The organism is Amycolatopsis sp. NPDC102522, from assembly GCF_055584485.1.
Genome location: NZ_JBVJLY010000008.1, coordinates 271,003 through 284,844, shown reverse-complemented (window position 1 = coordinate 284,844; position 13,842 = coordinate 271,003). Strand labels below are relative to the sequence as shown.

The following is a 13,842-nucleotide window of genomic DNA, read 5'->3' as shown; positions in this document are numbered from 1 at the left end:
CGATCAGGCGGGGCGCCCGGCGACTTCGGCGACGGCGGCGGCCACGTCGTCCACTTCCCGCTCGGTGTTGTAGTAGTGCGGGCTCAGCCGCAGGCACCAGTCGACGTCCTTGTCCCCGAAGTCGAACTGCGCGAACTCCCGGTAGCTGAGCGCCGAGTTGATCCTCCGGGCGTCCATCTCCTCTTTGAAGGGGACGGCTTCCCAGCCCCTGACCGAGAACGTCACCAGCGCGCCCAGTTTCGGGCCCCTGTCGAGCACCTCGACGCCCGCGACGGAGGCCAGTCCGTCGCGCAGCCTCGCCGCGAGCACGGGGGTGCGCCGTGAGATCGCCTCCAGGCCGACCTCCTGGGCATACCGCGCGGCGGCGGCACAGCCGAGCACCGTGGCGTACGGGAATTCCCATTCTTCGAAGCGGGAAGCCGATTCCGCGGGTTCGTAGTCGCCGGGCGCGCTCCAGCGGGCACCGTGCATGTCGATGAACAGCGGCTCGTGCCCGGCTTCGAGGAACCTGTCGGAAACGAACAAGAACCCCGAACCGCGCGGGCCGCGCAGGAACTTGCGGCAGGTCGAGGTGAGCAGATCGGCCCCGATCTCCTCGACGTCGACGGGGTACTGGCCGACCGACTGGCAGGCGTCGACCAGATACAGCAGACCGAGTTCCCGGCAGTTCCGCCCGATCTCGGCGATCGGCTGGACCAGACCCGAGTTGGTCGGGATGTGCGTGGCGGCGACCAGTTTCGGCTTCCGCGTGCGCATCAGGGCCGCCATGGCCTCGACGTCGACACCGCCCTCCGGCGCGTCCGGAGCGTGCACGACCTCGACGCCGAACCGCTTCCGCAGCGACAGGAACGCGATCTGGTTGGAGATGAAGTCGTTGCGGGTGGTGAGGACGACGTCGCCGGGCTCGAACCGGATCGAGGACAGCGCGGTGGAGTACGCGTGAGTGGCGCTCGCCGCGAAGGCGATGTTGTGCGGCCGCGCGTTGATCAAGGCGGCGATCTCGCGGTAGAAGCCCGCGACCTCGCCGGCTTTCGCCGCAGCGGCCTCGTAGCCACCGATCTCGGCTTCGAGATTCAGGTGGTCGAGCATCGTGGCCAGGACCGGCTTCGCCAGGAGCCCGCAACCCGCGTTGTTGAAGTGCACGACCTTCTCGCTGCCGGGCGTATCGGCTCGCAGGGCCGGAACGTCCAGTAGTGATTCCGTGCGGTTCTCAGTAGCACTACCATGGTCTTTCATGTCGGATAGTAGCACTTCCGCGCTCGTGCTCCAGCTGCGTTCCCTGGTCCGGGCCGCGGCGCCGGGGGACCGGTTGCCCAGCAGTCGTGAGCTCATCGAGCGCTACCGGGTCGGCCCGGTGACGGTCTCGCGGGCGATCGCCCTGCTGGCCGCCGAGGGCGCTGTCGTGACCCGTCCCGGGAGCGGGACCTATGTGGCGACGAAGCCGACGGCCGCCGGCGAACCGCTCGACACGGCCTGGCAGACGGTCGCGCTGACCGATCGCAGCGTCGACACCAGGTCGCTCACCGGCACCCTCGGTCCGCCGCCGGACGGAGCGATCCTCCTCGACGGTGGCTATCCGCACCGATCCCTGCAGGCGACCCGGTTCCTGAGCGCGGCGCTCGCGCGAGCGGGCCGCCGCCCGGACGCCTGGGACCGCGCACCCGCCGCGGGGCTGGCCGCGCTGAGAGCGGTGTTCGCGGGTCCGGCCGGTGCGTCACCGGACGACGTCGTGATCACCGCCGGCGGGCAGAGCGGGCTGTCCATGGCGTTCCGGGCCGTCGCGGCGCCCGGAAGCCCGGTCCTCGTCGAATCGCCGACCTATCCGGGGGCGCTCGCCGCCGCGCGAGCCGCGGGCCTCCGCCCGGTACCGGTCCCGATCGACGACGACGGGGTCCGCCCGGATCTGCTGGCCGAGGCGTTCGCGATGACCGGCGCCCGGCTCTTCTACTGTCAGCCCACCTTTCACAACCCGACCGGGACCGTGCTCGCGGCCGAGCGGCGGACCCAAGTGCTGGAGGTGGCGCGGGCGGCGGGAGCGTTCGTGCTGGAGGACGACTTCGCCCGCCACCTGTCACACGGGGCGACGGCGCCGCGTCCGCTGATCACCGACGATCACGACGGCACGGTCGTCCACCTGACCTCGGTGACCAAAGCCGCCGCGCCGAGCCTCCGGATCGGCGCGCTGATCGCGCGAGGACCGGTTCTCGACCGGATGAAGGCGATCCGGCGGGTCGACGACTTCTTCGTCACCCGCCCGCTGCAGGAGGCGGCCCTCGAACTGCTCAGTGCGCCGTCCTGGGAACGTCACGTCCGGAAGCTGGGCACGGAACTGCGGGAACGGTGCGGAAAAGCGGCCGCCACGCTGGCGCGAGAGTGTCCTGAATGGACTGTCGCGCGCCTTCCCTCGGGAGGACTGCACCTGTGGGTGCGGCTACCGGCGGGGAGCGACGCGAACGCGCTCGCCCGCGCCGCGAGAGACCGGGGAGTGGTCGTCGGGGCAGGGGAGCGGTTCTTCGCCACCGAGCCCGCCGGACCGTTCCTGCGGCTGGGCTTCGCCGCCGCGGCCGACGTCACCGAACTCGGCGAAGGCATCCGGCGACTCGGACAGTGTCCATGAAGACAACTGTATAACGGCCTATACGGCGGGGGGTCAGGCTAAAGCAGCTTCAAGCGCCAGATAAACACCGCCGCCGAGGAAGACACCAGCGACCGTCCCGGCCGTGACCTCGGCCTTGGTGTGATCGCCGAGCTCGATGCGAGACCAGCAGACCCAGCCGACGCCGAGGAAGACCAGCGCGAGCCAGGGACCGTAGACGCGGATCAGCATCACGGCCGCGCCCGCCGCCACCATCGCGTGCATCGAGATCTTGAACTTCCATCCGAAGGTGATCGCGAGCGCGGCGACCAGGCAGACGAGTTCGGCGGCGGCGAGCGCGATCATCTCGTGCGGAGCGCCACCGGCGATCAGGATGACGAATCCGGCGGCCAGCGAACCGATGCAGACCGCGAACGGGACCAGGCGCCCGGCCCGGTCGGTGACATGGTGGCTGTCCCACTTGCCCTTCTTGGCGCCCCGCACGATCACCGCCATCGGGATCAGCGAGCCGGTGACGCCGGCGATCAGACCCCAGAACAGGGTCTCGCCGAAGTGGAAGCCGGTGACCTTCCAGGCGACGACCAGCGGCAGGCCGAGCACCCACACCCACGGCGCGAGCACCTCGGTCGCGATCCGCGCGAGCCGTCGGCGGATCCCGGGCGCTTCCGTGGACTGGGTCGGCATGGCGCGTGGTCTCCTCGGTGATCGGGGCCGGAGCGGCTCCTGCCGGGCACGCGCCCGGCAGGAGCGGTGATCATCGTTCCAGACCCCGACGCCCGGCCCGCGCGAGGATGTCGGCACCCGCCGGGTCGGCTCGGACGGCCTCGTCGAAGGTCTCCTTGGGCAGCAAGGTGTTCGCGGCCACGGTCACCGTCTTGGGCGGGTCGTCGTAACCGTCGGGCCGGACATCCCAGAAGTTGCCCACGAAGGCGACGTTCTCCATCGGCGGACCCACCTGGAGCACGATCGGGGTGTCGGCGCGGTGGACGATGTTGCCGACGACGGTGATCCACGCCGCGCCGTAGTCGGTGTAGAGACCGAAGTTGTACGAGGTGAGGACGTCGCGGATCACGTTGCCGCGGACCGTCGCCCCGCCGGCGAACGACGAGCCCTGTGGTGCCGAGAGGTAGATCCCGCCGCCGTCCATCAGCTTCCCCATGCTGCGTTCGACGAGGTTCGAGATCACGTGGGTGCCGTTGGCCCGCTCGCCGCCGGTGATCACGATTCCGTTGTGCGGGACGTCGCGGATCTCGTTGTGGGCCACGGTCGTCTCTTCGGACTCGACCACGAGGACGGCAGGGGAGCCACGGTACTCGGTGCCGATGTCGTGGACGAGGTTGTCTTCGAGCGAGACCCGGGTGCCCGTGTGGACGGCGATCCCGCTGCCCGAGATCTCGTCGAAGACGCATCCCCGGATCTGGACGTCCGTGCTGTCCTCGATCAGGAGCCCGCCCGCGCCGAGGCGGGTGAAGTGGTTGTCCCGCAGGGTGACCCGGCTGGCCGAGGTGAGGCTGACGTTGGCGGGCAACTGCACCGGGCCGGCCGGGACATGGACGTAGCCGACGTCCGCGCCCATGTCGATCTTCTGGAACTCGCCCCGCTCGTAGCGGGCGTTGCCGTGATAGTGCAGGTAGCCGCCGGTTCGGGTGGGGCCCGACCAGGCCGCGTCGGCGAAGGTGAAGCCGCGCAGCACGAGGTCGTGCACGCCTTGTCCGCTGATGAGCGTTTCGAGTACCGGGGCGACGACGACGGTCTTGCCGATTTCCTCGCCAGGGCGCGGGCGGTAGTGCAGGACGTGGTCGCCCGGCTCGGTGCGGCTGACGGCGAAGGTGCCCGGCTCGGTCAGGAAGGCGACGTTGTTCTCGAGCACCGAAGGCGCGGCGAGACCGTCCCAGGTCCCGTCCCCGCCGGCGCCGTACCACTTCGAGTCGTAGAGGGACTTGGCGTTGTCGAAGGCGGGCTGCGCCATGGTGATGGTGGTCGAGGAGCCGTCGCCGGAGATCGACGCGACCGCGAGCCGGGCTTCGGACCACGGATAGACGCCGGGGTAGACGAACTCCAGCCCGGACGGATCCGGCCAAGACTGAGGCTCCACGCTGTCTGTGACGTAACCAGTAGCTGTTTTCGTCACGCTTCCCGGCAGTCCGGTCGCTCGCGCTGCCCGTGCCGCAGGGCGGCCGTCAATGGTGAGCCGCCGTGGCGCCAGGTCGCCGATCGGTGCCGTCCAGACGCCGTCGTCGCCCGCTGACCAGCCGCTGATCTCGCGGCCGCCACTCAGTTCGACTCTCGCCCGGCCGGGCGTTCCGTAGTCGTGCGCCTGGTAGATCACCCGGAAGCCGTTCGCGCCGGAATCCGCTTCGCCGAAAACAAGAGGTTCTTCAAGGTGGTGGACGCCGGCGGTGAAGGTGACGACGATATCGCCGGTCATCCCGTCGGTGGCGGCACGGACGGCGTCCTGTGCCGCTTTCGGGGTGGCGAAGGGCTGGTCGACGGTCCCAGGCCAGTCGTTCTGGCCGTCGGGGGACACGAAGAACCTGATTTCAGGCATGCTGAAGCGCTCCTGTGGGTGGTTTATGGGATATACTGAGGTTTATCAGCTAAACACGCGAGAGTGACGAGCGTCAAGGGAGTAGTGGTGGCGGAAGACGACGCGCAGCCGGATCCGGAGCGCGCGATCGAACTGCTGTGGGGAGCGCCCGAACCGGATCGCCCCGGCCTGAGCCTCGGCCGCATCGTCACGGCGGCGATCGAGGTCGCGGACGCCGAAGGGCTCGCCGCCCTGTCGATGCGCAAGGTTGCGGAGCGGTTCGGTACCACCACGATGTCGCTGTACCGGTATGTTCCCGGCAAGGCTGAACTGGTGGAACTCATGCGCGACGCTGTGTACGGCGAGTTCCCGATGGAGCCCTCGGACGGGCTCGGCTGGCGGGCGGGCCTGGAACGCTGGGCGCGGCGGGCGTGGGAGCTGCACCGTCGGCATCCGTGGGTGGTCCACAGTGCCGGGACCCGCCGTCTGCCCGGGCCGAACATCATGGCCGGGTACGACCACGCGCTGGACGTGGCGTCACGGAGCGGCCTGGCGCCGGCGCAGGTGATCGCGGTGGTGAACCTGGTAGGCGGATTCGTTGAGTCGGTCGCACGTCAGGCGGGGGAGACCGCGGAACTCCAGCGGCGCACGGGCGTGTCCCACGAGAGCTGGTGGAGTGAACGCGAGTCCCTGTTCGAGCGCCTTGACCGTTATCCGGCGCTGGATGCGCTTTGGCGGGGCGGGGGAATGGACGCGCCGCTCGATCCCTTCGAATTCGGGCTGCAGTGCACCCTGGACGGCGTCCAGGCGCTCGTCGAAAGCCAGGGGAGTGAGGTAATGCGTGACGAAACCGAGGCAGGGGAGTGCGTCATCTGCGGCAAGCCGCTGGACGGGGGAGGGCGGGGCAGGCCTCGGGACTACTGCTCACGAGCTTGCCAGCAACGCGCCTACCGTCAACGCCAGGCTCAACCCTGAAGCTCGAACTGCGGAGTGTTCGCTCCGGCCATCACCCGATTGCCGGAGCGGATCACCTTGTGTCAGAGGAGGTATCAGGGGAGCAGGTGGTCGAACTCGCCGTTCTTCGCACCGAGGACGAAGGCTCGGATCTCGTGCGGTTCGAAGACGAGGACAGGGCTGGCGTCGCCGAGCTTCGAGTCTCGCACTCCCACGTAACCGGCTACCGAGTCATTGACCTCGACGCAGCCGCTTGCGCCGCCGCTGTAGCTCGACTTCCACCAGCCTGAAAGGCCGAGGAGGGTGGGACGGGTGGTGTCATTGTTCATTGAGTTCCCTTGCCAAGTTTTGAATGAAATTCCGTGTCCGTCCCGGATGCTCCGCTTGAGCTTGAAGGCGCTCAAACGTATTGCGGAATCGACGCAGGTCTTCTTTGTCGTCGTAATAGAGGCCTTCTCGTCGGTTTTCGACGTACACGGTTCCGGGGTCACCGCTGAATTCGGGCGGGTAGTCCAAAAGCACGAACATCCCGTCCGAGGCGCCATGGGCGCCCGCGGTGAAAGGAAGCACCTGGATGTCTATGTTCGATCGCTCGGACAGATCCATCAGGTGCAGCAGCTGATCATGCATCACTGCCGGTCCGCCGACCTGGCGGCGGAGCACGCTCTCGTCCAATATCGACCATATCTGCGGCGCGTCCCCAGGGCGATCGAGTATTTCCTGTCGCGCCATCCGCAGGTCGACCATGGTTTCGAGTTCGGCCTTGTTGTCCCATCGACGGCCTTCTCGCATGATCGCGAGAGCATAGTCGCGGGTCTGGAACAGGCCGGGTAGTACGACCATGTCCACGGTACTGATCCGGGCGGCGCCGGTTTCCAGGCCGAGATACAGGTTGAACCAGTCGAACACCCCGTGGTCGAAATTGATCCACCAGTCGCGGCCGCGTTTCGCTCGCTTGGTCAGGTCGAGGAAACGCGGTGCCCGTTCGGGCACTCCGTAAAAATCGAGCAGGATTTCCAGGTCGGCGGGCGCGGGCAGGTTGCGCGAAGTCTCGATGTGCGCGATGACCGTCGTCGCCTTACCGATGCGCTCGGCCGCGGCGGCGCGGTCGTAGCCTGCCGCTTCCCTCAGGCGCTTCATCTCGAGCGCGATCCAGCGCTTGATGGCGGTGGGGGTCAGCGTGCCCACGAAGTCACCACCTCTTCACTGTCCTGTTACGGAGGGTGATCCCAGCATCACCCGCATGGCCCCACGGAAGACGTAGACGACTTGCAATGTATCGCTCTACATTTGAGGTGTCCACAACAGGGCACTCTACATTGTGGAGATTCTTCCGCCGGTAAGCGGGTCGGCGCGTCCGGTTCGTTCCCGGCGTGGTCGGGGGAAAGGAGGTGGCCGGTGATGATCGAGATCGTGATGGTGGAGCGTACCGACGCGATTCGCCACGTTTACAGCGGAGACAACGGTTGACCTTGGGAGGGGTTCCGCGTGCGTCCACGAATCAAAGATGAGCACCGTCCGGTCCGGTTCGGCGACGGCTGGATCCGGATCGGCGGGGAGGTGTTCGGCATCGCCGCCGAGTTGAGGGACTCCGACGGCGCTGTGTGGGCGTTACTGGACCTTCTCGACGGCACGCGAACGATGAGTCAGGTCTTCGCGGACCTGGCTCATCGGTTCCCGGCCTCGTGTCCCGACGAGGTCGCCGCCGCCATCGAGATGCTGGCCGAGCGTGGGTATGTCGAGAACGCCGACGAGCCGACGTGTGCCGCACTGACCGCGCGACAACTCGAGCGTCACTCGAGAAGCCGGTCGCTGTACCGGTGGATCGATCTGACGCGAAGAAGTTCGAGCTGGGACTTCCAGGTGTCGTTGGCTCAGGCGCGGGTGGTGTTGGTCGGCGTGGGTGGCGTCGGGTGCACGGCCGCCCTGAGCCTCGTCATGTCAGGGGTGGGACGGTTGCACTGCGTCGAACCGGACGTGGTCGAACTGTCGAACCTCGGCCGTCAGATTCTCTACACCGAGCAGCATCTGGGGCTGCCGAAGGTGTACGCGGCGGTGGACAGGTTGCGCGCGGCCAACTCGGACGTCGAAGTCACCGGTGAGCCGACGCGGATCGGAGATGTGGCGTCCCTGCGGAGACTGGCCGCCGACTGCGATGTCCTGATCATGACCGCCGATCGTCCGGCGGAGATCCGGACCTGGACGAACCAGGCGTGCGCGTCGACGGGCACGCCTTGGGTGTACGGGGGGTACCACGGTCCACAGGTCAATCTGGGCGTCTACCGCCCCGGAGCCGGGCCGTGCTACGAGTGCGCCCGTCTCACCGAGAAGGATCGCGACGCCGAGCGGCCACCGCTGGCGACTTGGCGACCCGCCGCGAACATCCCGGAGCATGCGGCCAACGCGGTGACGGCCGGTGTCGCGGGCAATCTGGTCGCGCACGCGGCGATGTGCCTGATCACGAACGCGCCCAAGCTCGCGTTGAACTGTCAGTACGGTTTCAGTCTCGCCACCATGGACCACAGTTTCGTCACCAGCCTGGAGCAGTCACACGCGGAGTGCCGGACGTGCCGGACCGCGGTGTGATCGTGGTCAGGAGTCGTCGGCCAGTCGGTGCGAGACATTCCGGATCAGCCGGGCCGCCGCGTCACCGGACACGGATGCGGCCTGCAGGCGGCCGAACAGGTCCTCGTACAAGGCGATCTCGTCAGGATCCATGATCAGGTGCTCGCCGGCGAACAGTTCCACGACGACGAGGTCGGCGTCATAAATGGTGAAGCCGTGCAACGGGGCGATCGGCATGACGCTGTCGAACGGCACGATCCTCAGGTCGACGGTGCGCAGGCCGACGAGAGTGTGGAGCCTGTCCAGCTGGCCGAGCTGGGTATCGCGATCGCCAATCCGAGTCCACAGGGTTGCCTCGCCGATCGCCAGGGACAGGGCTTTGCCCGGGTCGTGCAGCTGTGCCTGCCGTTCGATCCGGACAGCCACCAGTTGCTCGATATCGGCGTCGGAGGCGCCGCCTGTCCGCGCCGGGCCGGAGGGGAGTGCGAGCAGTGCCCGCATGAACGCGGGCGTTTGTAGCAGTCCGGGAAGCAGCGCCGGCTGGTACTGGGCGACGCGAGAAGCCCGCTGTTCCAGTTCGAGGACCGATCGTTGTTTGGCGGCGGCTCCGCCCGGCTTCCGGAACTCTTGGCGGAACGACACCGACTCCACGCGAGCGCGCTTGAGCAGCTCAGTGACCGCGTTCTCCTCCGTGACGGCGCCTGCTGCGGCGAGCCAGCCGGTGATGTCGTCACCGGTCGGGAACTGCGTCCCGGTCTCTATCTTGGACACCCGCGATTGGGGCCAGCCCAAGGTCTTGGCGAACTGATTACCGGACAGTCCGGTGGCGGCCCGGATCTCGCGGAGTTTCGTGGCGAGCCGGGCGCGGTCGGAGCCAGGGTGGGGCGGCGAGGTGGGCATGTTCTTCTCTCACGGTTCGAAGCGGGCGGAGCTGCTGTTCGGCGCGCGATCATGCTACCCGACCGGCACTAGGTCGCGAATAGTACACGAATAGCCGCTTCGGACTCGCATAGTTGGCGAATAGGATCGAGGGGATGAGACTGGCCGAAGAGTGGGGAGACCGATGTTCGCCAACTGGATCCAGATAGCCGAACTCGCATTGCTGCCGCTTGGCTTGGCAATCGGCTTCGCGGCCGGACGAACCAGTCGCGAAGACGAGCGCACGTCCTTCGGTGGCGGGGTCACGATCACCCACCCTGGCTTGGTTTCGGAATATCAAAGCCCTGCCCCGGACGTGGGCGACACTTGGAGATCGGTGCGGTAGGCCGAAAACCAGGGGAGGGGAGTGCGTCGCGCACGTCGAACCTCCGGGTGGGGGAGGGCGGTGGCAGGCCTCGGGTTCCTTCTCGAGGCCTGCCACCGACAGTGTCAGAGATGCATTGAACTCTTAAAATGTATAACGCTCTATACATTCTGGCTTTGGACAAGATCATTTCCAGACTTTTGAGAACCAAGCCAGCAAAGAGTGTCAGGGGGTCTGGCTAGGGTTGTCCGGTGATCACCGAGATCTTGTTGGAGCCGGTCGAAGAGGGCGTCCGGACGCCCGTGCTCTTCGAGGGTTTTCTCGAACCCGGAGCGCAGGCGGCCCAGGCCTTGCTCGTGATGGGGAAGGTCGCCCGTACGCGGTTCTGGATGCCGCCGTCGATGGTGAACCGGCTCATCGCCGAGTCCGATCCGGTGTTCACCGCGGACCGGACCACACTGCGAGCGGAGGCCTTCTCGCCGTGCTGTGGTGTCTACGCCAGGCTCGATCTGCCGGATGTGGGAAGTCTCGGCGAAGGCTGCACGAACGTGGACTTGTCCGACGCGACGCGAACCGTCCTGGCCGGAGTCGTGGCGCAGGATCCGTTGCATCTGACCGTTCGTGGTGAGGGTATCCACCTGCGCACTCTCGACGGGCAGAACGACGAGTCGGTGGTACCACTCCCGGATCGCTGGGTGGCGGGCTTCGCCGAGGTCGCCGCTGTCACGGCGGGCGCGGTCAAAAGGGCGGAGCTCGACAAGCTTGAGACGCGGGCCTTCCTGCGTCGGCTGCCCACCACTGTCGGCAGGTCGTGGGCGGTGGCTTCCGGGCGTGGGCTCCGATTGACATCACGGTCCGGCCCGGAGTCGATTCCGGCGTCCGGGCTGCACCGGCTGCGGGTGATCGAGCCGCTCGTCCGGTTCGCCCAGGGGCTGACCGTCTACACGCGACCGGACAGCGAAGTCGCGACCTGGGTGCTCCAGTTGGAACGAGCGCGCCTGATCGTCACGTTGTCCCCGGATCCGTCCCGGGGCTTCTCCGGTGAGGGAGGCTGGCTGAACGCATTGGCGGCGGGCCTTGACGTGCCGGAACTCGTCGAGGGTCGCGCCGGCCACGATGTCGTCGACGGCACGTGGTTCCCGCGTGAGCTGCCGAGTGGGCGCGCTCCGGCGAACAGCCGGGTGGCGAAGGCGCGCGAGCTCGTCGCCGACGGAGCTGTCCGGTCGTTACCTGACGGCGGCTACGAGATCACGCGTGCGGGGTCGGTGCAGCGAGTGCGGTTGTCGCCGGCTGGTTGTACCTGCGCGTGGTGGGCCAAGCACCAGGAGACCCGGGGACCGTGTTCGCACGTACTGGCGGCCCGTCTGTCAGCGGCGGAGGCGTGATGCCGCTTTCGCCGCCTTCGAGCTGCCTTTGAACCCTGCGAGCCAATCCTTCGTTTCGGCGCTGATCGTGCCTGCTCCGCGTTCCACGAGATCCGCGGCGAGTTCGAGCAGGGCGAAGACGCCGCGGTGGGCGGGCTCCAGCTTCGGCAGCAATATGTCCAGTGTGGACAGGGTGGCGATCGGGTGTTCGTTCGCGATGATCGAAAGCCTGGGGACGAGTCTCGTCGGAACGAGATGGGGGCCGAGTACTCCCAGTGCTTCGCCGAGTGCGCGCGGGCCGAGCATGCGCCGGTCCAAAAGGGTCAGCGCGGCATCCGCGCCCAACTGGGCCGAGGCGGGTCGTTTCAGTACGAGCGTGGTCGCGATGAGCATCGTGCCGGGGTACCCGGGTATCGAAGGACTGTCCAGGAACGGCGGCAATGCGGCCTTTTCCACCGGATGGCCGGCGTCGAGGTCGTTGAAGAACAGGTTTCCGGCGACCAGGGCTTCGAGGCGATCGCGGTCGTAGGGTGAGGAGATGGCTTCGTGGCATTCGGTGAAGCCGAGCCACTGGTGATCCGGGCGTTCGAAACGTGCGCCGAGCCAGGGAGCTTTCGGTGAGACGGTCTCTGGAGCTTGCTCGATGTCCAGCGAGGTCAGGCCGTATTCGTTGGTGGCGACTTTCGCCGTCCAGGTGATCGGCGGTCCGGGTTCGCCGCGGAGCGCGGCGGCGGGGTCGGCGGATTCGGGGTGCCGGGCGCGGGCGGCGGCGAGGGCGGTCCAGCCGGTGTCGTCGATGGCCGGGCCGCCAAGGGCGTAGCGGATGGTGTCGGCGTGCGGTCCGGTGAGTGCCGCGGCGAGTGAGAGAGCTTCGGTCCGGGTGTCCGGGGCGAGCCGGAGCAGTGCGTCGACGACGTCGTCCTCGGGTGCTTCCGGGTGTTCGAGCATGCGGGAGACGAAGACGGCCGGGTCGAGCCAGCCTCCCTGGTGGGTGGCCGCGGAGACGGGTATGGCGGTGCCTTCCAGCAGGGCGGTGACCCGGTGGTGGAGCGGGCGGCGCCAGCCGTCGACTTGGGGCGGGTGGGCGACGTCGCGGCCGCTGAGGCCGAGGATGAGCTTGGCGACGAGTTTGGGGATGGCCGCGGGGTATTTGTCGCCCGTGATCTTGGTGGCGCGTTTCAGCAGCGGTTTGAGGGCGTCCTGGAGTTGGCCGGAGACGCGGTGGGCGCCGTCGAGGACGGCCAGGAAGAGGTCGGCCTGGTCGGGGTCGGCGAGGAGGGAGGAGAGGGCTTCCGCGACGGCGGCGGGGGTGTCCGGGATGTCGAGCGGGATGGTCAGCGTCTTGCGCTGGTCCCATGGTGGTCGCGCGGGTTCGGGGTATTCGGCGGCTTCGACGACGTCCGGTGCGTCGGGGGTGACGCCGAGCCGGGCGGTGGCGATGGTGCGGACGTCGGAGGCTTCGTGGGTGAGGGCTGCTTCGAAGACTTCGTTGGCGAGGTCGGTGAGTTCGGGTCGTCGGTCGGCGATACGTCCGGCGAGTTTGAGCGCGAGTTTGGCGGTGGCGGCGCCGCGTCCGGCCGCGGCGGCGGGGAGGTGCTGGAGGGCGACTTCGTCGTCGAGGGTGCCTTGTTTGTCCACTAGGGACAGTGTTTTGACGGCGAAGGAGACGGTGCGGGGGAGACCGCTTCCGCAGAGGCGTGCGTAGCGGGTTTGGGCCGCCGCGCGCTCGTCCGGTGTTGGTGCGAGCGTCTCGTGGAGGGCCGCGTACCACTGGGCGCGGAAGGCCGCGAAGTCGCGGGCGAGGACGTCGAGGGTGAGGTCGAGCAGCCTGGTGCGGTCGACTTCGCCGGTCGTGGTCAGTTCGAGCAGCGCGGTGGACCACTTGTCTTCGTCGCGGACGTACTTGTCGAAGGCGGCGAAGCTGGCGTCGCCGTTGCCTTCGAGCGCGAGGAGTTCCCAGAGTTCGGTGAGTGCTTCGGGTTCGGTGCGGAGCCGTTCGGCCAGGGATTTTCCGCCGAAGCGTCCGGCCCAGCGGAACCAGCCCGAGTAGTAGTCCGGTGTGCGGATGGGTTCGAGGTCGCCGTCGATGGTCATGCGGCGGATCGCTTCCCAGGCGGTCTGGTGGCCGATCATGCGGAGGGCGATGGTCTTGCGTTCGGCGAGTGACCGGTCCTGGAGGACGCGTTCGAGGATCGTGGGTGAGGCGAGCCAGAGTCTGCGGAGCAGGGGGTCTCCGGCGGGGAGGACGGCCCAGAGGGCGGTCGCGGCCTGCTGGCCCTTGAGTGGGTTTCGGGCGCCGTAGGTGTTGGGTTGGATCTCGACGAACTCGCTGCTGTCCTTGAACACGGCTGTGAGCTCGGGGGTGAGGGCTTTCCGCTCGGCTCGGGCGAGTTCGAGGGTCCTGGTGAGGACTTCGGAGGGTTGGCCGGTGAGGAGCGCGTCCAGGTGCACGGGTCCATTGTGGCCTCAAGGTGGTGGTGGGTGGGGGGGGGGGGGGTGGGTTTGGGCGAAGAAACACACCGAAACACCCACACCACCCCAAAAAAAAGCAGCCCAAACCCCAAAATGGAGATTGGGTGGGATTAGATAGGGA

Annotated in this window: 11 protein-coding genes; 4 read left to right on the top strand and 7 right to left on the bottom strand. The window is 67.7% G+C overall.

Annotated elements, in window-relative coordinates:
* Positions 1 to 3 precede the first annotated feature (3 nt).
* The gene (locus tag ACZ6YV_RS21350; protein WP_465511271.1) at positions 4 to 1,236 is read right to left on the bottom strand and encodes an aminotransferase class V-fold PLP-dependent enzyme; all 1,233 of its coding nucleotides are present in this window, start codon (positions 1,234 to 1,236) and stop codon (positions 4 to 6) included.
* Here ACZ6YV_RS21350 and ACZ6YV_RS21345 point away from each other — a divergent pair.
* On the top strand, positions 1,235 to 2,617 hold the full coding sequence (locus ACZ6YV_RS21345; protein WP_465511270.1) for an aminotransferase-like domain-containing protein: 1,383 nt from the start codon (positions 1,235 to 1,237) through the stop codon (positions 2,615 to 2,617). The two genes, ACZ6YV_RS21350 and ACZ6YV_RS21345, sit on opposite strands and share 2 nt — an antisense overlap.
* Positions 2,618 to 2,650: 33 nt before the next feature.
* On the opposite strand, the gene ACZ6YV_RS21340 is transcribed toward ACZ6YV_RS21345, so the two are convergent.
* Positions 2,651 to 3,280 (bottom strand): hypothetical protein, encoded by a 630-nt coding sequence (locus tag ACZ6YV_RS21340; RefSeq protein ID WP_465511269.1) that lies wholly within the window; start codon positions 3,278 to 3,280, stop codon positions 2,651 to 2,653.
* 70 nt (positions 3,281 to 3,350) lie between these two features.
* The gene (locus ACZ6YV_RS21335; protein WP_465511268.1) at positions 3,351 to 5,144 is read right to left on the bottom strand and encodes a right-handed parallel beta-helix repeat-containing protein; all 1,794 of its coding nucleotides are present in this window, start codon (positions 5,142 to 5,144) and stop codon (positions 3,351 to 3,353) included.
* Positions 5,145 to 5,231: 87 nt separating this feature from the next.
* Between ACZ6YV_RS21335 and ACZ6YV_RS21330 the strand changes: the two genes are divergently transcribed.
* The gene (locus ACZ6YV_RS21330) at positions 5,232 to 6,098 is read left to right on the top strand and encodes a TetR/AcrR family transcriptional regulator (RefSeq protein WP_465511267.1); all 867 of its coding nucleotides are present in this window, start codon (positions 5,232 to 5,234) and stop codon (positions 6,096 to 6,098) included.
* 74 nt (positions 6,099 to 6,172) lie between these two features.
* Here the strand turns inward: ACZ6YV_RS21330 and ACZ6YV_RS21325 are convergent, their stop codons facing one another.
* A complete protein-coding gene (locus ACZ6YV_RS21325; RefSeq protein WP_378241238.1) occupies positions 6,173 to 6,406 on the bottom strand; it encodes a DUF397 domain-containing protein in 234 nt (77 codons plus the stop codon).
* A complete protein-coding gene (locus ACZ6YV_RS21320) occupies positions 6,396 to 7,265 on the bottom strand; it encodes a DUF5753 domain-containing protein (protein WP_465511266.1) in 870 nt (289 codons plus the stop codon). Before ACZ6YV_RS21320 ends, ACZ6YV_RS21325 begins: the two co-directional genes overlap by 11 nt.
* A gap of 300 nt (positions 7,266 to 7,565) precedes the next feature.
* On the opposite strand from ACZ6YV_RS21320, the gene ACZ6YV_RS21315 reads away from it, so the two are divergent.
* Positions 7,566 to 8,663 carry a ThiF family adenylyltransferase gene (locus ACZ6YV_RS21315; RefSeq protein ID WP_465511265.1) on the top strand — a complete coding sequence of 366 codons (1,098 nt, stop codon included), beginning with the start codon at positions 7,566 to 7,568 and terminating at the stop codon, positions 8,661 to 8,663.
* 6 nt (positions 8,664 to 8,669) lie between these two features.
* Here the strand turns inward: ACZ6YV_RS21315 and ACZ6YV_RS21310 are convergent, their stop codons facing one another.
* Positions 8,670 to 9,542, bottom strand: a complete 873-nt coding sequence (locus ACZ6YV_RS21310) for a helix-turn-helix domain-containing protein (RefSeq protein WP_465511264.1) — start codon at positions 9,540 to 9,542, stop codon at positions 8,670 to 8,672.
* Between the two features lie 594 nt (positions 9,543 to 10,136).
* Here ACZ6YV_RS21310 and ACZ6YV_RS21305 point away from each other — a divergent pair.
* Positions 10,137 to 11,270 carry an SWIM zinc finger family protein gene (locus tag ACZ6YV_RS21305; RefSeq protein WP_465511263.1) on the top strand — a complete coding sequence of 378 codons (1,134 nt, stop codon included), beginning with the start codon at positions 10,137 to 10,139 and terminating at the stop codon, positions 11,268 to 11,270.
* On the opposite strand, the gene ACZ6YV_RS21300 is transcribed toward ACZ6YV_RS21305, so the two are convergent.
* The gene (locus ACZ6YV_RS21300) at positions 11,253 to 13,700 is read right to left on the bottom strand and encodes a DUF6493 family protein (protein WP_465511262.1); all 2,448 of its coding nucleotides are present in this window, start codon (positions 13,698 to 13,700) and stop codon (positions 11,253 to 11,255) included. The two genes, ACZ6YV_RS21305 and ACZ6YV_RS21300, sit on opposite strands and share 18 nt — an antisense overlap.
* Positions 13,701 to 13,842 lie beyond the last annotated feature (142 nt).